Origin of the sequence: Thiosulfatihalobacter marinus, assembly GCF_016019955.1 — a bacterium.
In the GTDB taxonomy this organism is placed as follows: Bacteria; Pseudomonadota; Alphaproteobacteria; order Rhodobacterales; family Rhodobacteraceae; genus Shimia; species Shimia marinus_A.
The window spans coordinates 1-21,643 of sequence record NZ_JAECRZ010000025.1; the positions used below are offsets into that span (position 1 = coordinate 1).

General features: G+C 59.2%; 20 protein-coding genes and 1 pseudogene. 9 read left to right on the forward strand and 12 right to left on the reverse strand.

Translation table 11 applies throughout. The annotated features are described in order from the left end of the window. Positions 1 to 186 precede the first annotated feature (186 nt). The 8 genes from I3253_RS19435 to I3253_RS19470 all read right to left on the reverse strand — a co-directional run bounded on the left by I3253_RS19435 (position 187) and on the right by I3253_RS19470 (position 7,739). The gene (locus I3253_RS19435) at positions 187 to 1,002 is read right to left on the reverse strand and encodes a sugar phosphate isomerase/epimerase family protein (RefSeq protein WP_197919462.1); all 816 of its coding nucleotides are present in this window, start codon (positions 1,000 to 1,002) and stop codon (positions 187 to 189) included. Beyond that, on the reverse strand, positions 989 to 2,194 hold the full coding sequence (locus I3253_RS19440) for an MFS transporter (RefSeq protein ID WP_197919463.1): 1,206 nt from the start codon (positions 2,192 to 2,194) through the stop codon (positions 989 to 991). Before I3253_RS19440 ends, I3253_RS19435 begins: the two co-directional genes overlap by 14 nt. After that, positions 2,191 to 3,402, reverse strand: a complete 1,212-nt coding sequence (locus I3253_RS19445) for an alpha-D-ribose 1-methylphosphonate 5-triphosphate diphosphatase (RefSeq protein WP_197919464.1) — start codon at positions 3,400 to 3,402, stop codon at positions 2,191 to 2,193. Before I3253_RS19445 ends, I3253_RS19440 begins: the two co-directional genes overlap by 4 nt. Next, positions 3,399 to 4,064 carry a class I SAM-dependent methyltransferase gene (locus I3253_RS19450; protein WP_232272206.1) on the reverse strand — a complete coding sequence of 222 codons (666 nt, stop codon included), beginning with the start codon at positions 4,062 to 4,064 and terminating at the stop codon, positions 3,399 to 3,401. Before I3253_RS19450 ends, I3253_RS19445 begins: the two co-directional genes overlap by 4 nt. Next, positions 4,061 to 4,879 carry a phosphonate ABC transporter, permease protein PhnE gene (gene phnE, locus I3253_RS19455; protein WP_197919465.1) on the reverse strand — a complete coding sequence of 273 codons (819 nt, stop codon included), beginning with the start codon at positions 4,877 to 4,879 and terminating at the stop codon, positions 4,061 to 4,063. The genes I3253_RS19450 and phnE overlap by 4 nt, the downstream gene beginning before the upstream one ends. Continuing rightward, positions 4,872 to 5,690 (reverse strand): phosphonate ABC transporter ATP-binding protein, encoded by an 819-nt coding sequence (locus I3253_RS19460; RefSeq protein WP_197919466.1) that lies wholly within the window; start codon positions 5,688 to 5,690, stop codon positions 4,872 to 4,874. The genes phnE and I3253_RS19460 overlap by 8 nt, the downstream gene beginning before the upstream one ends. Then, positions 5,683 to 6,552: a phosphate/phosphite/phosphonate ABC transporter substrate-binding protein gene (gene phnD / locus I3253_RS19465; RefSeq protein ID WP_197919467.1), complete on the reverse strand. Its 870-nt coding sequence runs from the start codon at positions 6,550 to 6,552 to the stop codon at positions 5,683 to 5,685. Before phnD ends, I3253_RS19460 begins: the two co-directional genes overlap by 8 nt. A 152-nt stretch (positions 6,553 to 6,704) precedes the next feature. Further along, positions 6,705 to 7,739 carry a helix-turn-helix domain-containing protein gene (locus I3253_RS19470; protein ID WP_197919468.1) on the reverse strand — a complete coding sequence of 345 codons (1,035 nt, stop codon included), beginning with the start codon at positions 7,737 to 7,739 and terminating at the stop codon, positions 6,705 to 6,707. 109 nt (positions 7,740 to 7,848) lie between these two features. Here I3253_RS19470 and I3253_RS19475 point away from each other — a divergent pair, with 109 nt between their 5' ends. The 3 genes from I3253_RS19475 to I3253_RS20755 all read left to right on the forward strand — a co-directional run bounded on the left by I3253_RS19475 (position 7,849) and on the right by I3253_RS20755 (position 11,412). Then, complete coding sequence (locus I3253_RS19475; RefSeq protein ID WP_232272208.1) at positions 7,849 to 9,522, forward strand: Mu transposase C-terminal domain-containing protein; 1,674 nt, start codon at positions 7,849 to 7,851, stop codon at positions 9,520 to 9,522. Positions 9,523 to 9,538: 16 nt separating this feature from the next. Then, positions 9,539 to 10,405 (forward strand): TniB family NTP-binding protein, encoded by an 867-nt coding sequence (locus I3253_RS19480; protein WP_009573528.1) that lies wholly within the window; start codon positions 9,539 to 9,541, stop codon positions 10,403 to 10,405. An 80-nt stretch (positions 10,406 to 10,485) separates the two neighbouring features. Continuing rightward, positions 10,486 to 11,412 carry a TniQ family protein gene (locus I3253_RS20755; RefSeq protein WP_408647861.1) on the forward strand — a complete coding sequence of 309 codons (927 nt, stop codon included), beginning with the start codon at positions 10,486 to 10,488 and terminating at the stop codon, positions 11,410 to 11,412. A gap of 16 nt (positions 11,413 to 11,428) precedes the next feature. On the opposite strand, the gene scpB is transcribed toward I3253_RS20755, so the two are convergent. Then, positions 11,429 to 12,040, reverse strand: coding sequence for an SMC-Scp complex subunit ScpB (gene scpB / locus I3253_RS19490; RefSeq protein ID WP_197919471.1), 612 nt, complete (start codon positions 12,038 to 12,040; stop codon positions 11,429 to 11,431). Positions 12,041 to 12,087: 47 nt separating this feature from the next. Next, a complete protein-coding gene (locus tag I3253_RS19495; RefSeq protein ID WP_197919469.1) occupies positions 12,088 to 12,972 on the reverse strand; it encodes a DUF1403 family protein in 885 nt (294 codons plus the stop codon). A gap of 114 nt (positions 12,973 to 13,086) precedes the next feature. Between I3253_RS19495 and I3253_RS19500 the strand changes: the two genes are divergently transcribed. From I3253_RS19500 to I3253_RS19525, 6 genes and pseudogenes are all read left to right on the forward strand, one after another. After that, positions 13,087 to 14,238: a tyrosine-type recombinase/integrase gene (locus I3253_RS19500; RefSeq protein WP_232272209.1), complete on the forward strand. Its 1,152-nt coding sequence runs from the start codon at positions 13,087 to 13,089 to the stop codon at positions 14,236 to 14,238. A gap of 100 nt (positions 14,239 to 14,338) precedes the next feature. Continuing rightward, complete coding sequence (locus I3253_RS19505; RefSeq protein ID WP_152467450.1) at positions 14,339 to 15,247, forward strand: recombinase family protein; 909 nt, start codon at positions 14,339 to 14,341, stop codon at positions 15,245 to 15,247. 342 nt (positions 15,248 to 15,589) lie between these two features. Next, positions 15,590 to 16,789, forward strand: coding sequence for a plasmid partitioning protein RepA (repA, locus tag I3253_RS19510; RefSeq protein WP_152467390.1), 1,200 nt, complete (start codon positions 15,590 to 15,592; stop codon positions 16,787 to 16,789). Next, complete coding sequence (repB, locus tag I3253_RS19515) at positions 16,789 to 17,757, forward strand: plasmid partitioning protein RepB (RefSeq protein WP_232237241.1); 969 nt, start codon at positions 16,789 to 16,791, stop codon at positions 17,755 to 17,757. The genes repA and repB overlap by 1 nt, the downstream gene beginning before the upstream one ends. A 238-nt stretch (positions 17,758 to 17,995) precedes the next feature. Continuing rightward, positions 17,996 to 19,051: a plasmid replication protein RepC gene (gene repC / locus I3253_RS19520; protein ID WP_152467388.1), complete on the forward strand. Its 1,056-nt coding sequence runs from the start codon at positions 17,996 to 17,998 to the stop codon at positions 19,049 to 19,051. Positions 19,052 to 19,161: 110 nt separating this feature from the next. After that, positions 19,162 to 20,245 (forward strand): annotated as a pseudogene (locus I3253_RS19525) (IS3 family transposase); the annotation flags it as partial. A gap of 103 nt (positions 20,246 to 20,348) precedes the next feature. Here I3253_RS19525 and I3253_RS19530 read toward each other — a convergent pair. Both I3253_RS19530 and I3253_RS19535 read right to left on the reverse strand, forming a co-directional pair. Beyond that, positions 20,349 to 20,861 carry an RES family NAD+ phosphorylase gene (locus I3253_RS19530; protein ID WP_152467387.1) on the reverse strand — a complete coding sequence of 171 codons (513 nt, stop codon included), beginning with the start codon at positions 20,859 to 20,861 and terminating at the stop codon, positions 20,349 to 20,351. After that, positions 20,861 to 21,211, reverse strand: coding sequence for an MbcA/ParS/Xre antitoxin family protein (locus tag I3253_RS19535; RefSeq protein WP_152467386.1), 351 nt, complete (start codon positions 21,209 to 21,211; stop codon positions 20,861 to 20,863). The genes I3253_RS19530 and I3253_RS19535 overlap by 1 nt, the downstream gene beginning before the upstream one ends. Between the last annotated feature and the right edge of the window lie 432 nt (positions 21,212 to 21,643).

The following is a 21,643-nucleotide window of genomic DNA, read 5'->3' on the forward strand; positions in this document are numbered from 1 at the left end:
CACAACCGTCAACAGCCAAAACGTTCTCCAATTGTTCCTTCAAATGATCAAATATGCACGCTCGGGCCTGTTGGGCCTAGATCGTTGATGCCATTTTTTGTTTAGTTTTTCGGAGCTAAACCCTCTCAGGTCGATTGAAATGCGAGCATGTGCGTCGCGAATCGACCTGTCGTTTGAAGGTCGCGATCATTCCACCAGGCCGAGGCTTTTTAGGTAGGCAAAGCCCTGAGGTATGTCTGATTTGCGGCGAAGCTCCAGCACCAGATGTGGGTTGGATGCGCATTCTGACAGCGCACGAAACACCTCTTGCCAATGGATCTCGCCTTCACCCGGTGCCCAGTGCCGGTCGGCGTGCCCGTCGAGGTCTTGCAGATGAACATGTCGCAACTGGTCGCCTGCATCCCGCACAAAGTAATCCACCGGTGGCGCCCCCGACATGCGGCGCGCGAGATGCGCATGGCCGGTGTCGATAGAGAGCGCAATCGCGTCGCTGTCGAAGCTTTCGACCATCGCGCGGCGGCTGGCCGGTTCTACGTCCAGAATATTCTCGATCACCAGTGTGATCCCTGCCTTCTCCGCCGCTTTGACGACAGGCATCATCACATCATGGATACGCTCCAGCTTGGTCTCCCAATAATTCGGCTTGTTGAGCCGGTTCCATGCGTACCAACGATTGAACGGCGAATGCAGCACCATCTGCTGGGCGCCAACCCGATCCGCCGCTTCCAGCGCTTTGAGATACCGCGCAGTAATGAGCGGGCGCAGTTCGGGGTCCTTGTTGTCCATGTCAAGCCCTTCATAGGGCCCGTGCATTCCAAGACGACCCTTAAATCCGTTCAACGCTTCCTTGGCAGCGCTGATGCGGTCTTCGAATTCGGTCGTCAGGTCTTTATGCGTGCTGAAACCCTGCAATTCGATATCGCGCGCATCGTCAAAGAGCCACGTGCGATGGTCAGCGATTTCATGCGGCGCAAGACAAGCGCCAATCTTAAGCGGGGTCATAGGCTGGGTCTCTCCTTGGGTCTTCGATCTTGAGATAGGCGAGGAATGCAACAGCCACGCAAATCGCCATGACGGCAAAACTCCACCAGCCGCCATAAACCTGCGTGAGCCAGGCAAAGACGAACGGCGCGGTTGCGTTCACGGCCATCGACACAGACGAAATCCAGCCAAGCCGCGCGCCATAGCCCTTATGGCCAAAAAGCGCGAGCGGCAGCGTGCCACGCACAATCGTCTTGATCCCGTCGCCCATGCCATAGATCGCGGCGGCGATCAGGATACCGGTCACGGTGAAACCGACTGACAAGAGTACCGCGAATCCGCCAAATTGAAGCGACAATGCCAGAAGATAGGTGCCCAGCGGGTGCATGTTGCGGGTGATCAGCATTTCGAAGAAACGGCCGACCGTCTTGAACGGGCCTATGACAGCGCCGGCGAGGGCGGCCATCGCGGCGGTATGCCCAAGGTCCTGCACATTAGTGACCCAAAGCGTCATCACGGCTCCCATCAGGTAGCCCGAGAAGATGAACGAGATCACCATCCAGAACATCCCACGCTTGCGCGCCGCGCCCTGCAACTCGGGCCAGTCCGAAGTCTGCGCCCTTTTCGCGCTATGTGCGTCTCGTTCCGGACCACTCAGGACAGCAACATGGATCGGCAGCGAAACGATCAGATACGCGAGCCCAAGGATCACCCAGGTTGTTTGCCAGCCGTATGCAATGAACAGCGCCAGTGTCAGAGGCCAGAAGATCGTCGAGGCGACTCCGCCAAAGAGCGTGATGATCGAGATTGAACGCTGCGCAGGCAAGCTCAGATCAAGCCGCGCCACGGCGGCAAAGGCCACGTTATACAGCACGAACATGCCCGCGCCTTCGGCCACAAGGATCGTGACGAATAGTTGCTGCCATGTGGTGACCTGGCTCATGGCGATCAACGCCAGTCCCGCCACAACCGAGCCGCCCGCCATGACCCATCTGCCGCCATACCGGTCTGTCAGATGGCCCGACAGCGGCGAGACCAGCCCACCAAACAAAAGCCCCGCCGAGAGGACACCAAAAATCTGGCTCAGGCTCAGCTCAAGATCAGTGGCCATATGCGGCAGAAGTACCGCATAGGCATACATCAAGGTGCCATAGCCCATGATCTGTGTGATACCGAGACCAATGGCGGGCAGGTAGTCCCGGTTCCATGTCATGCAGCAAGCGGTATCCCGCGATAGGCGCAGCGGCCAGCCACCCAGGTGCCTTGGATCGCTGGAGTTTGTCCTTGCGGCCAATCCACCAGCACCAGATCGGCACGCTTGCCTACAGCGATGTCTCCCCGGTCGTCCAGACCCATGGCCCGCGCCGGACCGTTCGAGACCAGCGACCACAAGGCCAGACGATCCGCGCGCTTCTCGCGATCCAGCCGATCAATCGCAGCAAGCATGGCGGGATAAAAATAGTCAGACGCCAGCGCATCGCACAGACCCGCCTCGACCATATCGCCCGCGCCAAGCGATCCGATATGGCTGCCGCCGCGCACCGCGTTCGGCGCGCCAAAGATGATCAGATCGCCTCCGTCACGGGCCGCCTCGGCCGCCTCCATCACCATCGGAAACTCGGCGACCGACGCACCGAAATCGCGGAAAAAGCTGCGCGTCTCGGCGCGGGTGTCGTCATGGCTCAGCATCGGCGCGCCCGCTTCTCGCGCCATCTCCGCAACTTTTGCGATGGCCCCCGGCACATCACCCCGACGATCCCAGACCTTACCCAGCAGAGCGATGTAGTCTTCTTCGCTGAGGCCCGCGCGATGCGCCTTGGACGCGGTGCGCTTTTTCATCCGCTCGTCATCAAGCGACGCAATCGAGAAGTCCGGGGACAGTTCAAAGGCCCGGTCCTGAATAGGCACATCATAGGCCCGCATCGTCATGGAGGTGTGATCGTTGAAGGCAACGGACGGCAAAAGCGGTCCTTTGAGCGCCCATTCAATCACGTCCAGCGCCTCGAAGGCGAAGGTCTCCCACCGCAGTTGCACCCGGTTCTCTACCGTCAGACGCGGCGCGAGGTCCTGCATGGCCTGCATCAGTTCGCGCCCGCGCGCAACGTCGCGCAAGCCCGGCTCCCACCCCAAAGTGATGGCATGATAGGCCGTGGAGATCCCATTGGCGGCCAACTGCCGGTCGGTGTCAATCAAGGCGGTTTCTGTCGGGAAATAGACCCCGGGACGCGGCATCATCTGCCGCTCGAACGCATCCCCGTGCACATCGATCAGCGCAGGCGCGAGGATCTTGCCGCGCGCGTCGATTTCCAGACCCTGAACCGGACCACCAATTTCGACGATGGTCCCGCTTTCGATCGTGACGGTTGTATCCGTAATCTCACCAGGCAGGTAAACCTCCGCCCCGACGAAGGTCTGGATCATGCCTGACGCTCCAGTATGAGATGCCAGTGCCAGGACCCGGGCTTTTCATGCTCACGGTCCTCCATCCACATCACTTCGAACCCTTGGAAAAGCGCCAGCATCTCCACTGCACCGCAATAGTAATGCGGGTGGCGCTTGTCCGATCTGTCTTCGTCAAACACCCATGTGTTGCGACTGATTTCCTTCGGACCGTTCAGCTTTTCGCGGTCGATCCATAGGCGGCGCTTGGACAGCATGGTCAGCATGAATGTCCCGCCCGGTTTCAGCACCCGGCGCACCTCGGCAATGGTATTCAGAAGCACGGTTTCGTCGCCGTGGTAGATCACGTTCCAGCTGAGCACATGGTCGAACGCGCCATCCTCGAACGGCAGGTCATCCATGCGACCCAGTTGGGTCGTCACGCCGGTGCCCGCCTTGTCGATTTCGGCCAATCCCTCGGGGGCGGCGTCGAGTGCCGTCACCTCAAAACCGGCGGCCTGTAAAGCCAAGGCGTGACGGCCCACGCCGGCCCCGAGGTCAAGGATGGCGGAGCCTGCTGCCAAGCCCTCGGCCCAGCGTTTGACGTCCCGTTCCGGCGTCAACCATTTGGAGCCTTCTGCGATCTCGTCCCAGATCTTGCTCCAATGCTGGTCCGCTGTGTCGGTTTTGGTGATGACGTTCAACGTTGTTCTCCGATGATCTTTGTCCGGGCCCAGCCCGAAAGGTATTCTATTGAGATGACCACAACGGCGATCATCAGGATGACCGTCATGGCAGTCGGGTAGTCAAAAAGGTCAAACCCGACCTTCAACTCGATCCCGATGCCACCGGCCCCCACAAGGCCAAGGATGGTCGACGATCGCACCGCCTTTTCCGTCGCGAAAAGCGAGGTCGAGATGAATGCAGGCATAGCCGCCGGGATCGTAGCGCAGGCAACCACGTCCAGCTTTCGCGCGCCGGTGGCTGTCAGGCTTTCCGAAGGACCTTTGTCGGCGGCTTCCATGTCATCCGCAAAAAACCTGCCACAAAACCCAATTGTGTCGATGGCAATTGCGAGCATGCCCGCAAAGGGGCCGAGGCCCACCGCCACGACAAAGACCAAGGCCCATGCGATATCCGGCACCGCGCGGATGAAGCCTAGCCCCGTGCGCACGATCTGATTGATCCAAGTCGGCGCGATCAGTCCACGCGCGGCCAACAGAGCAATCGGGACCGATAGAATGATCCCGATCACCGCACCCGCAAGCGCGATCTGCAAGGTCTCAAGCATTTTCCAGCCGAGCCGCGCCAGCACTTTAGGGTCTAGGTTAGGCGGGAAGGCACGGTCTATGAAGTCCGCAAAACGCGGCGGCGAGGAGATGACCTTATCGATGGAAAAGCCTGCTCCTGCAAAGGACCACAAGACGATCACGATCGCGGCGGCATAGACCAGAAACGCCAGCGCTGAGGGGCGTTCATAGCGGGAGGGAAGCCCCATGGGAAAAGACGTGTCAGTCATAGAGACCTCGCAATTCTTGGGCACTTAGGCTCGATGCACGCGAATCCAGCGGCATGCCTCCTTCGGCAAGGCCGAGCACTCGGTCGCCGTATTGAAGGGCATGGTCGATGTTGTGCGAGATAAAGATCACCGTCACACCCTCCTGGCGGGCAAGGTCAAAGAACAGATCCATGACGTCTTCGCCTGCTGCCGGATCCAGCGAGGCGGTCGGCTCATCCGCAATCAGGATCTTGGGCTGGCCAACCAACGCGCGGGCAATGGCCACGCGCTGTGATTGACCGCCCGACAAGCGATCCGCTCGGCGGTTTGCCAGATGCGCCAATCCAACTTTTTCAAGCGCCGCGAGCGCCGCCTCGCGCGACGCGATTGGCGCGAAGCTCTGGCTCCAGTGGCGGATGCCGGGGCGCTGGCCTAGGAGCCCTTGCACGACATTCGAAAGAACTGACAGGCGCGGCACCAGATTGTGTTTCTGGCTCACGAGTCCCATCTGCGCCCTCATGGCGCGCAGGCCAGCGCTTGAAGAGTTCCGCACATCTGTGCCCAAGACGTTGATTGCTCCGGCATCGGCAGGGATCAACCCCATCAGGCATCGCAGCAGCGTCGACTTCCCCGTGCCATTCGCGCCGACAATCGCGACGGCTTCACCACGGGACAAACCAAAAGAGACATCTTTGAAGATTGGCGTTCCGGCAAAGCTCTTTGCCAGTCCTGTCACACGCAGATCAACAGGCAAAACCGGGGCAGAGATCTCCGCCCCGGTCTGGTCCGGTCGCGCAGGCGCGACCAGCGTTTCGACACTCAACTCAGTCACCAATGAAATTGTCGAACTGCGGGTAGCCTGCGTTCGAATACATCGAACGGACATAGTCGTAAGCGCTGTCCTCGATCGAGACGAGGTCCATGCCAACATACTTGTCGTTCTCTTCGTGGGCGGTGATCCCCGCAATGATGCTGTCCTTGTTGGCCAGGATCGCATCGCGCACTTTCATCGCGGCCTCTTGAGGCACATGGGCACCAACCATGATCATGTCGTTCGGCAGATCGCCCGAGCGCGCAATCATCTTGAAGAACCCGTAAGGCAGGTCCGTTTCAGCGTTTCGCACGTTCAGCCAGCTGCCCGCGTTTGAACCCAAAGCGTCCACGTCGCCATTCTTCAGCGCTTCATGCGCGATGTTGCGGGAGGTGTGGGTCTTCTCAATGTCGTTGACCGGGTCGAGGCCGTAGTCGGCCAGAACCTGCATCGGGCACAGCATGTTGGAAGTGGAGCCAATGTCGCCAAAGGCCACCTTCTTGCCTTTCAGGTCCGCAACCGTGTTGATGCCGCTGTCTGCGCGCACGATGATGGCGCAGTGATAGTCAGGACGTCCAAGGCCAATGATCGGTGTGGCGTTGGTCAGCTTGTTGATGACCACATATTCCGCAGGGCCGGATACAACGAAATCAACCGTTTCACCGCGCAGCGCCTCGGCGGCGGCAGTACGCGAGTTCACGGCAAAGAATTCAAATGTGTCGCCAGTGGCCGCTTCAAGCGCGTCCTTGAACGGACCCCATTCCAATTGAAGGCGTTCCATACCCTCAACATCAGTGACGGCCAGTTTCCAGGTTTCAGCTTGCGCCGCGACAGCGGCAGTGATCGCCAGCGCAGCGCCGGCCAGGACAGAACGAAGTTTCATGGTGATCCCCCAGTGTTAAATTCGTCCGGATGATTTCGAGGGATTGAAACGTCCAGGTGACAGCTAGATGACGCTTTTGTTTCATTTGCACATCGCTGATGCGCTATTCACCAACTGTCACGCAAATTCGGCGCTTAAGCGGTCTTATGTTCTTACATCGCTTCGGCTTCCCTCTTTCTGCGCAAAAGTCGCCATTCGATTGACCACATCCTGTATCGCCCTTGACCTGTAATCTCTCGGATCAAACCTTTTTCTTCCAACCATACTAGATTTCGCTGAACGGCGGCACGGCTGGCTCCAGTCATCGCCTCAGCCATTGGGGCGGAGACCAAGGGCCACTGAGAAAAAGTCTTTCGCAAGGCGACCGGCGTGCGGCCAGACAATTGCGCCATGACGTTTTCTGCCCGACCCGTCCACGCTTCGATATCGTCAAGCGTTCGCATCGCCGTCAGAATTGCTCTGTTCATCCCATCCAACCAGAGTGCCAAGCGTTCGGTTGGCATACCCGAGACACGCAGCCCCCCTGCCCCGCCCATAGCAAGCGGTGCGAAGACGGCACCGCTTCCGTCGCTGGCCGCGATCCTGGACGCGGTGACGGCGGCTTCGATCTGGTCGCCGTGCTGTCCGAGGCCCGCCAGACTCCAGAGATGAAAACCCATGCAAGCCCTGGTGATCGGGTGGAGATCGGCTGCTGCAGCCATTACGTCCAACCATCCGCCCGCGCGATCTTCGAAACGCTCAGCGCAATCTTCTGTGTTCTCGGGATCGCGGCGATCCAGAAAGGCGGCCAAGTCAGCCTTCGGTCCGGGACCGCCTGTCAGGCGCCGAACAGCCCATCCAACTCTTGCCAGGGCGTTTGGATCATCCTGTGCACCTGACAGCCGCATCGATACCCAAAGCGCCAGACGATCAGAACTCACCCGATCCCCTGCGAACCAGCTGAGGTCCGCTGCCTCGATAAGAGCGAGCCGATGCTTCCAGCCCTCCGGGCCGCGAAGCAGCCGGTCATCCAGAGCACCCAGGCGTCCAGCAACCCGTGCGAGTCGCGCGGAGTAAACGCTTTCTGCCTTTGCCCAGTGTTCGATGACAGCAGTGTCTGGTGGTTCTGCCCGTGGACCCGGAGGGAAATCATCCGGCTCTTCTTCGAGTGGTCCAGGCAGGAACCAGTGTCGCATTTTCTTCACCATTTCAGCACATGATTATTACGTGATTTCTGGATGATACGGGGTAAGCACACATCATTTTTCAGCTTAAGGCTTCAATTTTGGTTCCGTATTTCAAAGAGTGGCGGCTCTGTTGGCGCACGGCGCAGCCAGTCTCGAAAGCGTCATATCGATGATGTCCGGCGGAGGGCATGTTTCGGATGAAGCGTGGACCAAGGCAACGCGTACCGCGCGTGAGCTGGACCGGATTCTTGACGGAGTGGCGCCCGTGCGTGAGGCCGTGGTGCGCGCGGCATCCGAGCTGCGGCTCTCGACACGCCAAGTCTACAACTATCTGGCGCGGTATCGGGAAGAGCGCAGGGTATCGTCCCTGCTGCCGCAAACGAGTGGAACAAGGAAACCTAGGATCAGTCCCGCGGTCGAGAGCATCATTGCGATGACCCTGCGGGAGATGTGGTTGCGCCCCGAGCAGCCGGACCTTGCACCAATCGTTGAAGAGATCCGCGCCCGTTGCGCAGAGGAAGGGCACAGGCCGCCCGCCTATGTCACTGTCGCCCGGCGGATCCCCACTCTGTTTGCCCCGGAAGAAATTGCCCGCCGTCGCCTGTCAGATGGTAAACACCTGCACCGGCTAAAGCCGCGACCGGGCTACATCCGGGCTAACCACGCGCTCGACGTTGTCCAGATCGATCACACGCCGGCAGACATCCAGTTTGTCGAGGTTATTGATGACTACGGTGTTTTCGTTGGGCGCCCCTATCTGACCATCGCTGCAGATGTGGCCACGAGCGCGATCATCGGCTTCTGCCTGACCCTCGAGCGGCCGTCGCGACTGTCTGTGGCACTTTGTCTGGCGCACGCGATGTGCTGCAAGATTGACTGGCTGGCAGAACGCAGTATCGATCATGCTTGGCCGATGCACGGTCGCCCAAAGCAGATCGTCGTCGATTCCGCCAAGGAATTCCAAAGCAGCACCTTCAGCAGAGGATGCGCGGACTATGGTATTTCCATTCGCATGCGGAACAAGGGCACCGTGCATCGGGGCGGAGTCGTCGAACGCCTGCTGGGGAAAGTGAACACCGCGCTACGCGCCTTGCCGGGCAAGACGGGGCGTTCCATCGCGGATCGGGGCGACTATGCCTCGGAAGCGCGGGCACGGCTCAGCTTCGCGGATCTCGAACGCTGCATCGCGCTCGCGATCATCGACCACAACCTGAGCCAGAATGCGCGCAAGCTGACCGTTCCGGCGAAAGAGTGGGAAGATCGGTTCCAGCCGAAAGACCGGCCGATCGATGCACCTGTCGATGTGCTGCTGAATTTCCTGCCACGCAAGACGCGGAAGATTTCACCTCAGGGCTTCAGTCTCTTCGCCATCGACTATTTCGAGCCCTGGCTTGGCCCGCTGGTTGCGCGTCGTGACCGGCTGGCCCCGCTCGATCTGTGCTATGATCCTCGCGACATCAGCCATATCTACGTCAAGGATCCGGATACCCAGGCTTGGCGGCCGGTCAGGCGACGGGACGGACTGGCCGAGCCGATCACGCTCTGGCAGCACCAGGCGGATCGACAGCGGCGGCGCGAAATCCAGCGGCGCCCTGTGCAGGAGGCATCAGCCATCCGACGCGAAATCGCCGCAACTGTTGCCGCCGCCAAAACCCCCAAAAGCCGTTTGAAGGAGATGACCCGCGCCCGGCATGCCACCGAGGCAAAGAAGCCTTATGCCGACTTCGCTACGCCTTCCGCCTCGGCCCAGGCAAAGCTCGACCCGGATCGTCCGCGGCGGGTCTTCCCAATCGAGGATTGGTAAGGTGCCGGACCACCTCATGTCCGCCACCGTCCCACTCTTGCAGGCCGATGACGCAGTGCGGATCGCCCATGTGCGCGCGCCGCGCTGGATCAGCCATCCGGCGGCCGGCGCGGCGCATGACGCGATGCGACTGCTGCTTGAGCGACCGCCATCCCTGCGCCCACGCGGTTTGCTGCTTGCCGGTCCCTACCATAACGGCAAGACCATGATCGCCGAACGCTTCGCCGTCGAACATCTGCGTGTTGCCGAGCAGCAAAAGGTGTGGGTGATTCAGACCCGGGAAGGTGCAGGGCTGTCGCATTTCTATGCCAGCATCCTGTCCGGATTGCGCGCGCCACAAGCCGCTGGCTGGCGCAGCCTGGCCCGCGCCGGCGATCAGGTCGATCATCTTCTGGAGCGCCTGAAGCCGCGCCTTTTGATCTTCGACGAGTTCCACAGCGCGTTGCGCGGGCGGCGCGAGGATGTGAAGGCCATCTTCTCGTTCTTGCGGCGGATCGCACGAGTGCATGACATCTCACCCGTCCTTGTCGGCGAAATCGCGATCTACGATGCGGTGCATGACACGGACGAAATGGGCTCACGCTTCGATACGATCCCCATTCCACGCTGGGCGTATGACGAGGATTTCGCGACACTTCTGGACAGCCTTGAGGTAAGTCTGCCGCTAGCCAATGCCTCCGATCTGTCGCGCGAACCCTTGGCAAAGATCATCCACGATCTGTCAGAGGGGCTGATCGGCGAGGTTATCGAGATAGTCACCAGGGCGGCAGTTGCGGCAATCTCGCGCGGTGAGGACCGGATCACGGGCGCAACCCTGTCGGACCTTGGCTATGTGCCTCTCTCGAGGCGCCGCAATTCCGCTTTGCGTCACGAGATGACATGAGGTTTGGGCCGACCGGGATCTCCGTGACGCCTGCAGAGCGGTATGAAGGCGCGGCGGGAAACCGTTGGCCCATGAGCATTATGCCCGCACCAGGTGAACTTCTGTCGAGCTGGCTGCACCGCCTCGCTTACGCAAACGGCATACCTCCGCACTATTTTGGTGCGCTTCTCGGAGCGCCAGGTCAGAACTGGTCGGCACGTCTTGATCGAGCGATGCCAGATCGCATTCTGCAGTTTCTGGGAGAACATACCCACATACCCTTGGAAGACATCGCGGCTCTGACCATTGCTCCTGACCCCTTGGCCCGGTTGCGTTTGCCCCTGCGGGCATCGCCTCAGCAGAGTTGCGCACCAAAGACGCAGGCGACCTGGCTGCAATTCTGCCCGGCCTGTCTGGCGGAAGACGAAACGCCCTATTTTCGCCGAGGCTGGAGCCTGGCGACACGCGTTTCTTGCTTTCGTCACGGTTGTCGGCTTCGAGACAGGTGCCCGTCTTGCGGACAAGGATTGGCTCCGTTCAGCCAGAAGCGTCTTGTGCCGCATCAGATCTGCGCCTGGTGCGGCGCGGCCCTCTGCAAACGCACCCGTCCCGCCGCCAACGGAGTTCGGCGTCTGGAGCGCCTGATCGACGATCTGCTTCGTTTGCATGCAGCAGGGCATCGAATGGCAGAGGGGCGATCACTCCCGGACCTTCTTGGATCAGCCTGCTTTCAATTTGGTAAACAGCGCATGTCCATCGCGCGCCTCCCTCATCGAGATCGCTATCATCTGCTTCGGCAATTGACGGAAGGGCGGTCGACGCCTTTCGGAACGCGAAGAAGTCCCGCGATCTCTTATTGGAAACGCGTCGCTCAGGCTGCGCCAGCTTGGAGCGGACTGGTCACATCCTTCAGCGATGCCGTCCTGCCTCGGCCCAAAGCTGGGCCTTGCTCTACCACCGCTGGCCCGCATTTGGCGGATCTCGTTCAGGCGGCCGCGCGGCTCCATCAGCAGCGGCAGGTGCCCTGATGGTCTGAAGCAGGTTTCAAGGGCGCGCGGCCAGCCCAGCGTCATTCAGCTGTTCAGCGTCTGGCAGGTCGCGCAAGCTCTCCATCCCGAAAGCTGAGAGGAACGCGTCTGTGGTCACGAAGGTATAGGGGGCACCACGACGCGGCGCGCGCGGCCCAGTTCCAATCAGACCGTGTGCATGCAGCCGCCCGATCAGATCCCGGCTGATCTCTTTGCCAAAGATATCCTTCAGCCCGTCGCGGGTGATCGGCTGGTGGTAGGCGATCGCCGCCAAAATCGCGACGTCGAACTCGTTCAGGTCCAGCAACTGGTCTCCGACATCCGCTGCGGCGCGGATCGCAGGCGCGTAAACAGGCCGCGTCCGGAACATCCACCCCCCTGCGACCATGGCAATCTCGAACGCCCGCCCTTCCAGATCAGCGGCAAGGTCTTCCAACAGCAGATCAACCGAAGTCCCCTGCCCCACTATGCGCGCCAGATCCTCGCGCGGTACAGGCGAGGCAGAGGCAAACAGCACCGCCTCGATCCGGCGCATCCATTCCCGCCAGCGCAACTCCGGTGGCAGGTCGAGCAACTCGCGATCAAGCTCAGCTTCTGGTCGATCCTTCGACTTCCTTTCCGGTCGCATGTCCGAACCGCGAAACCGGTTCCCACTTTCGCTGTCCATGCTCATGGCTACACCCCGTAGAGCCGGAATGTGTCGCGCCCGGTTAGCTCACGGACCGCGCCGAGATCGACAAGCCGGTCACAGAGCCGCCGCGCCGCGCGGTCCGGCAAAGGCAGGGCACTGGGCGCCACGGCGTCCTGCGTCAGGAATATTTTCACCGCCGCCCCTGCCCCTTTGGCCCGAAGCTTTGGTGCAACTCCTTTCAAAAGCGAAGCCCGACGCGCGAGATCGACAGCCAGACGCGCGGCCTCGACCGCGGATGCGGTCACTGCGCGATGACAGGCTAGGCGCAAATCGTCACCCCGCTTGCGCAGGTCTGTGCGTTTCAAACCCGCGGCCAGCAGCGGCACGACATGATCCCAACCAAGCGCCTGGGCGAGGGCGGCGTCCGCGAGGATCAACGCCGGGACTTCGGCACGGGGTGCCTCCGTCAGGACAGCATCCAGCGCCATCGCGGCACGGGTCACCGGCGCTCCATTTCCCGCATCCAGCCACGTGGCGATCTGGCAAGACTCGATGGTCGGTAAAGCTCGGCTCAAAGCCTTGACCGACACCGACCGTTCCACCGCGCGACGCCAGGCAAGGTAGGTTTCGCCTGCCGGACCGGGAAGGTCGCCGGGACGCAGGAGGTGCACCGCGTCGCGCAATTCCCCCGCCCTCTCCATCCGACCGGAAAGCGCCACGCATGCCTCTGCGGCGTGCAGGGCCAGCCGGTCCCGCAACAATGCTTGGGGGACATCGTCTCGTGCAAACACATGATACAGGTGAGTAAGCGCTGCACCTGACAAAAACGCCACATCTTCAAGGGTTTCAACCCGTGTGGCGATGACCCAGGCTGGCATCCGGGGTATCGTTTCAGGGTCGCTGGTGCGGATGTCGCGAGCAAACGTCATGCCGGGACGCTATCCCAAGACGGCGCTTTCTGCCAGCAAATAGCGTAGAAACCGCCTCACACTATCTCTTGCTCTAATGTCCAATAACCTTGCGTTATCGGGCGTAAAAATGATATGCTCGAAAACATGAGCAGTCCTACGAATAACAGCACCAAAATCGAGGATTCCGACGCGTCTGGCGCAGAGATTTCGAGCTCAGCGTCCTATGACTCGTTGAACGGTGACGAACACGACAAGAGAACCTCTCGGGACCGAGCCTCAATCGCCCTGCCCGCCAATGTGGCCGGCTCCGGCGCACTCGACCGGCTGATCGATACCGCCCGTGGCTACGCCGAGGCCTCGACAGCCGGGAACACGAACAAGGCCTATGCGGCCGACTGGAAACACTTCAGCCGCTGGTGCCGGTTGAAAGGCACGGAACCTCTGCCCCCCGCGCCCGAGATGATTGGACTTTATGTGGCTGATCTGGCTGCACCAACCGGGAAGGCCCCTACCCTTTCGGTCTCCACGATCGAGCGCCGTCTCTCGGGGCTTGCCTGGAACTACAGACAGCGCGGGTTCACTCTTGATCGCAAGGACCGGCATATCGCCACCGTTCTGGCCGGGATCAAACGCAAGCATGCGCGCCCGCCGGTCCAGAAGGAAGCGATCCTGCCTGAGGACATCCAGGCCATGGTGGCCACCCTTTCCTACGATCTCCGCGGGCTCCGAGACCGGGCGATCTTGCTTTTGGGCTATGCAGGTGGCCTGCGCCGGTCGGAGGTGGTCTGCCTCGATGTGCATAAGGACGATACACCGGACTCCGGCGGCTGGGTCGAAGTCTTCGACGGCGGCGCCCTGCTCACCCTCAATGCCAAGACCGGATGGCGCGAGGTTGAGGTCGGGCGTGGCTCAAGCGGCCAGACCTGTCCCGTCCACGCGCTTGAGCAATGGCTACACTTTGCGAAGATCGACTTTGGGCCGGTCTTCGTGCGCACCTCGCGGGACGGCAAGCGTGCCCTCGAGTCCCGCCTTTCCGACAAGCACATAGCGCGACTGATCAAGGCAACCGTTATGAAGAGTGGCATCAGATCCGATTTGCCGGAAGCCAAACGGTTGGCAATGTTCTCGGGGCATTCCTTGCGTGCCGGGCTCGCCTCGTCGGCAGAGGTTGATGAGCGCTATGTTCAAAAGCAACTCGGACATGCGTCGGCCGAGATGACCCGGCGCTATCAGCGCAGGCGCGACAGGTTCCGGGTGAACCTGACCAAAGCCGCAGGGCTGTGAAGCTCAGGATTCTTGACCCATTGGTGAAGCGCTAAGGTGAAATTCCAGCGCTTCAGTTTCAGCTTACTGCTTCAATTGAAATCGGGAACTAAACGCGACAATGCCCCTGATAGGCTACGCCCGTGTTTCCACAGAGGATCAGACCCCCCTGCCCCAGTCTGAGGCCCTGCAAACTGCGGGTTGCGTCGAGATCTTTGAAGAGCACGCCTCGGGCGGCAATCGCGCGCGACCGGTGCTGGCACGCGTGCTCGAACGCGTCCAGAGCGGCGATACGCTGGTCGTTGTGCGGATCGACCGGCTTGCGCGGTCTCTGTCGCACTTGCTGGAGGTGATCGAACGTCTGGAGGCCAAGGGCGCCTTCTTCCGCTCCCTGCAGGATCCCATCGACACCGCATCCCCGCAAGGCAAGTTCACGCTGCAGGTTCTGGGTGCCGCGGCCGAGTTCGAGCGCGCTCTGATCCGCGAACGCACCAAGGCCGGGCTTGCCTCTGCGCGCGCCAAAGGGCGCGTTGGTGGCAATCCTGGGCTACGCGCCAAGGATCCCGCCGCGCTGCGCAAGGTGCGGCTTGCGCGACAGGACGGCTATATGGAGCGCCTCAACGAGACCGCGCAGGATTGGGTGCCCCATGTGCGCCGCTTGCGGCCGGATATGGCCTGGGAAGACCTGCTGCGGATCATCAATGGCCGACTGTCCCCAGATCGCCATTGGACACAAAGCCGACTGCTCCGCGCTGTGAAGGCCTATGTCAGAGACGGTTTCCTTCCTGCCGAGGTGCTTGGCCGCGCCGGACGCCGCGAAACCAATGACCGCCTGCCGGCCATCGTCGCAGCGATCAAAGGCGCGGACCCCGAAATCACGCTGCAGGCGATCTGCGACCGGCTGGAATCGATGCGCGAACGGACCCCTCGAGGTCGTACCAGCTGGCAGCCGTCTTCGGTCAAAATGTTGCTCGAACGCGCGGAGCGGCTTGGCCTAATTTCATCAGAATCGGCTCACTCCCAACTGTAACTAGCAGAGGCTCAAACAGCTGAATCTATCGCTCCAAACACTGTCAGAAGGTCAATTGTGCCATTGGTTGCATGGGTTTAGCCAATACCGTCCAAACAATCCTCATGAGCGGCTTGAAGCACGGTCTTGTGGACTTATTGCCGTAAAATCAACAACTTGCGGTTATCTTGATGTGACTGTACGTATTGGTGCTGTGGATAACTTTCACACTACATCTAGATTCTTCTTGCCGGACTCACTTGATCGTGGCATTCCCGTTCTGACGGCAAAACGCGTCAGACGCGCTGTACACCGTCAGAATGACCAAGAGCCTCAACAGAGGCCGAGAGTGGGCGGCAGGACATGGATGATCGTAACGTTGGATACGCGCAAGGCATAGGCTCTTCCGACATCGGAGCATTTGCCGACAATCTGGCTGAATCTTTGGATCGCCAGATGAAGATCGCTTTCGAGCCCGAAGAACGAAAGTCCCTGCGCCGTTTCAGTTCTACCGAAGTTGCCAGCCTCCTGCGCGTGAGCACATCTAACCTGCGCAACCGGCACAAGGACGGCAGCTTCCCGGAAGTTCAAACAGACAACCGCGGACACCGGTTCTACACAGCCCAGGAGATCGATAAGCTGCGCGACATTCTGGGGCGCACCGGAAAGAACGCAGAAAGCTACCGCCCTGGTCGACGTGACGGCGATCGTCTCCAGGTGATATCTGTCGTCAATTTCAAAGGCGGATCATCAAAAACAACAGCAACGATCCATCTTGCACAACGGTATGCTTTGCGAGGTTACCGAGTGTTGGTCTTGGATCTCGATCCGCAGGCAAGTTTGACCACCTTTTTCGGCTTTCGGCCTGAGCTCGAGTTCGCTGAAGGCGGCACAATCTATGATGCCCTGAGATATGAGGAACAAGTTCCGCTCTCGGCCGTTATCCAAAAAACTTACTTCCATAAGCTCGATATGGTCCCAGCGGGCCTAATGCTCTCGGAATACGAAACTGAGACGGCAAACGCCCTCGCCCGCCGGGTGCAGCCCATATTTGCGGAGCGTCTCGCCTTAGCGCTTGAGGAAGTAGAGGCGAATTACGACATCGTTCTGATCGACTGTCCACCTCAACTTGGTTTTCTTACCCTAACGGCGTTGGCAGCCTCGACGGGGCTCCTGGTAACGGTGGTACCAGGCATGCTCGACATTGCTTCTATGAGCCAGTTCCTCAAGCTTGCTTCGGAAACGGTGAAGGCTGTCGAAGAAGCCATTGGCCGGCGCGTTACCTGGGACTTCGTTAAGTTCTTGATAACGAGATACGAGCCTTCGGACGGGCCTCAGACGCAAATGGCGGGCTACCTGAGATCGATCTTGGCCGGTCAGGTCATGACTGAGCCAATGCTGAAGTCTACAGCAATCTCGGACGCCGGCATGACCCAGCAAACCGTCTACGAAGTTGATCCGAGCCAGTTCATCAGGAAAACGATTGATCGCGCTCTGACCAGCGTGAACGGCGTTGGCGATGAGTTGGAACAAACAATCCAAATGGCATGGGGGCGTCGCTGATGGCCCGAAATATCTTCAATCAGCCTCCAAAGGACGAGAAGCAGAGCGCGGCCCCCTCCCCTACCCCGCCAAAAGCGGCAAAACTGCCAGGATCTGTTGGCGGATTGCGCGACTCTTTGCGCGAGATTACCGCGAATTCCATTCGGGACATCGAGCCCGATCAGATTGACATGGATGGTCTGCGCGATCGGTTGGTACTGGAGGATTCCAGTATTGATGAGTTGGCCGAAAGCATTCGCAAGCATGGGCAACAAGTGCCAATTATGGTCCGTCCATCGGCCCAACCGGACAGATACCGTATCATCTACGGCCGACGCAGACTTGCAGCGATCCGCATGGTCGGCGGAACGGTCAAGGCGATCGTTCGAACCTTGGATGACGACGCATCTCTGATCGCACAGGGCCAAGAGAACAACCTCCGACTAGACCCGTCTTTCATCGAGAAATCTCTTTTTATCAAAGAGATGCAGGAATCAGGTTACAAGCCAAACGTTATTCAGGATGCTCTAGGCTTGACACGGCAGGGCGTATCCAACCATCGCGTCGTCATAGAGCAACTGCCAGAAGGGCTTGTACAGCTGATCGGGCCGGCACATGGCATCGGACGACGGCAGTGGGGTGACCTGGCCGCGTTCTCAAAAAAGATAGATCTGGTGAACACGGCCAAAGAGGCAATTGCCGCCCTGCCCGACGACACTCCAAGCGCGGAGAAGTTTCAGGCAGTCTACTCGGCTTGCTCGAACAAGGCGCGTAGCGACAAGAAGCAAGCCAACCGCAGCCTAACGTCCGTCGTCAAAGACGGGGACGGTAGCTCCGTGGGAACACTGACAGTCGATCAGAAAACGATCGCCATCAAGATCGCCAAGAAGGACAACCCAGAATTCGGCCGATGGTTCGAAGAGCGCGCGGAGGCAACGCTTTTGCAGCTCTTCAAACAGTGGCGGAATGAGAGCGGCTCTGGGTCCTAACCCAAGCCACACCGAGTAACGCGAGCAGAGGAGAAAAGCGAAGACCAGAAAGAAAAGAGCCCCCCAAAGTTTCCCCTGGAGAGCCCTCATCATTCGATTAGCACTCATGATGTAGCAACCTCCAGCAAACTGGTCAAGAGTCACCGATTCGGTGGACGGATTTTTATTGCCTTTTCCTGAGCGAAATCTTGGGAAGAGACAGGGAAGTTGTGGGCCGAACGGTCGTCGTGAACAAACCATGGCATTTACAAAACTATCGATCAGAACCGATGGTGCTGATGCATCTTGCGGCTCAATTTCTGCGGCTGAAACCGACATCTGGACCATCTTCAGGGCACTGAGAGATGCACGTAGCGTATTCGGTCTGCGTCCTGGCCATATCCAAACACTTCAAGCCATGCTCAGTTTCTTGAAGCCCGGCCATGGGGAAACGGTTTTCGCGTCCAACGACTCGATTTGCCAGCGCGTCGGCGGTATCGACGAACGGACCCTTCGCAGACACATCAACCGTTTCGTTGAACTCGGTTTCATCAAGCGCAATGACAGCTCGAACCGAAAGCGCTACCGCGTTCGCTCGTCCAGCGGGGAATGCATCAGTTATGGACTATCTCTAACCCCCCTCCTCCAACGTGCGAACGAGCTTATCGCCATAGCACATGAGATGGAAAATAACCGGCGGGATCGGATATTTGCCCGCAAACAGATCCTCACAAAACTCGCCCACTTGGAAGAGCATGATCCCAGCAACACATTCATCAGCCACGCACGGAGAGCTCTACGCAGGAAGCTGAGCCTTCCTGAATACCACGCGCTACTCGCAGACACAGACAGAGAATGCCAGAGTTTACATACCCCAGATGACCCACCAGAAACTGTAGAATTGCCCGCCAATGACGGACAAACTGTCCGGCACCAATCTAAGTCTGAAGAAGAAAAAAAAGATTTAGATAGCAACATAGGCAATGAAGCTCTGAAACCAGACTTGCTAACCTCAGTTTGCGATCAAGCGACGTCGTTCTCCACAGAGAGACTTAGAAACTGGTTGGAAATTGAAAACCATGCTCGAACACTTGCACCCATGATGGGGATTCACCCAGATACATTCGAAAAAGCCAAGAATGCAGTCGGAGCTCAGAAAGCGTCATGCGCGATCTTCATCATGCTACAACTTGGAAAACGTATCAGGGACTTTGGAGCGTATTTTCACAGTATTACCTTGGGCCAACGTCAAGACCAGTTTGATCCAATGGCTTTGATCAAGCGTCTATCCAAAACTGCTATGCAAACCGCCTAGTGTCCACCGCGGTGGACGTCTGACCGGCAACTAGTCCAATGGTAATACCCACCGATCTAAAGGAGATGCGGAAGAAAAATTTTCTCGGCAGGATGAACGAGGAGATTCCGATGAAGAAGACACGATTCACCGAGGCGCAGATCATGGGCGTGCTGCGCCAGATGGAGGGCGTTGTGCCTGCCGCCGAACTGTGCCGGGAACATGGCATGAGCAGCGCCACGCTGTACAAATGGCGGGCGAAGTACGGCGGCATGGACGCCAGCCTGATTAGCGAGATGAAGGCGATGGCCGAGGAGAACCGACGCCTGAAGCGCATGTATGCCGACGTCAGCATGCAGAATGACCTCCTGAAGGAGGCGCTTGGAAAAAATGAGACGGCGAGCTCAGCGCCGAGAGTTGGCCGTGAAAGCGGTGGCGATGAAGGGGGTCAGCATTGCGCTGGCGTGCCGGGCGTTCGACGTCAGTGAGACCTGCTATCGGTACAGCCCCAACCTAGACGATGAGAACGAGCAAATCGCGGATCTGCTATTGGGGCTGACAGCAGCGAAGAAGAGCTGGGGCTTCGGTCTGTGCTTTCTCTACCTGCGCAACGTCTAGGGGCATGGCTGGAACCACAAGCGGGTGTATCGGATCTACCGCGAGTTGGAACTGAACCGCAGGATCAAGCTGCGCAAACGGATGAAGCGGGACAAACCTGATGAGCTGGCTGTGCCGGACGCACCGAACGAGGTGTGGTCGATGGACTTCATGGCGGATCGCCTCGGCGACGGTCGCCAGTTTTCGCTGTTGAATGTCCTGGATGATTTCAACCGCGAGGGCTTGGGCATCGAGATCGACTTCTCGCTGCCTGCTGAGCGGGTCGTGCGGGCGCTGAACCAGATCATCGAATGGCGCGGTGCTCTTGGAACAATTTGTTTCGATAAGGGCCCGGAATACATCAGCGGCACCCTCATGGAATGGGCTGAGAACAAGGGCATCACCCTGTCTTATATCCAACCCGGCAAGCCCCAGCAGAATGCCTATGTCGAGCGCTACAACCGGACGGTCCGGCACGAATGGCTGGACCTTTACATTTTCGAAAGCATTGAGGCGGTTCAGCAGATTGCCACGGAGTGGCTCTGGTCTTACAACCACGAACGGCCCAACATGGGTAACGGCAGGATGACCCGCGGTCTTTCCACACGCATCATAGCTACCGAGCCAAATTCCAATAGGGCGCTTCTGCGCGGTCATTCCGTGTTTCTCCGACCGGCCGATGTCCACCGCGGTGGACAGATCCGGCACCAAGTCTCACAACTCACATGCGTGACAGCCGTTCTTCGTCATCCACAACTTCCAAAGAACCGTTTTTGCCAGCCCAGCCCCACAAAACGATGTTGAAGTCCGATGATGACGCGCCCTTGGCAAAACTCTGGATCAGAAGCCCTGCAAACCCATCCGCATTGAGGGCGCGTGCTAACTCCTGTGTCGGCACCAATTGGCCATCGAGCATCTTCATGCGCCATACAGGGTCGGCAAGCATCGCCTCGGTCGCGCCATACCGGTCAAGTCCGTCCTGATGGCGGGTATCGAAAATAGGCCCAAGGTCGGCCTTGTAGGACACCAGGATCGTGGGTTGCAGGCTGCCGACCTGGTTGGCTTCTCTAAGAGCGGTCGCGGGATCCAGCGAGGTGTAGAGCGTAGGGGTGCCCTTGGCGTTGAAGCGCCCTCCATAGAGTTCAGCGCCTCGTCCGGAGAGAGGTTCACGCGCATAGACCGGGTTCAGGGCGCGATAGAGTGGCCCTGTGTAGCGCCCATCTTTCAGCGGCATCAGGCAAAGACGCCCGCATCGACCGCATCGATGTATTCCAGAACTTGCTGAGCTTTGCCTTCCTGCACCAGCTGCATGGCTGTCCGGCCATCAAAGCCGGGCAGGGGCTCTGACCGGTACCATGCATAGGCCATCAGTTCTGAGCCGAAGCGCGGTTCGACTTTGTTCAGCACCTCAACCAACTCGCGCAGGCGACGCTGCGTCTTGTCCGAACCGATGCGGGTTCGCCTCTGCAACGCATCTTTGCCCAAGCCAACGGTCAATGCGATTTCCTCAGCCGAAGTGCGCAAGGCTGCGGCGATCTTGCGCGGTTCGAATTGCCCAGCTTCTGCAAAGTTCGTGATGTGCATGATCTATGCCCCTACAGTGATAATGACGGTATATAGCGACATTATTGCTGAATTGCAAGGTGGCAGGGGGTGCAGCACCTTCGTTTCCCAAGCTAATCCGTAACGCGGGATTGCTCTGAACGTCGGACATCCAGATTTTTGGGCCCGAAAAGTCGCAGCAGGCGCGATTTTTGCCGATCGAGAAAATCAGATAAGTCATTGATAATAGGGCGACGATTGCCGCGTCCGGGCTGGGGTTGCCGATATTCCTTGCCGATCTTGGACCCCAACCGGCACTGACTGTATGAAGCCCTTGGGAACCGCGGTGGTGTCGGACCCTTGTCAGTTTCCGCGGTCCAGTTGGCGGTTGGAAAGAGAAAGATGCCGTAATGGGGCTTTCGGCGAATCGAGCACGTTTCGCTTGTTTGTCAGCATGATCTGAAGTGCCGTTGC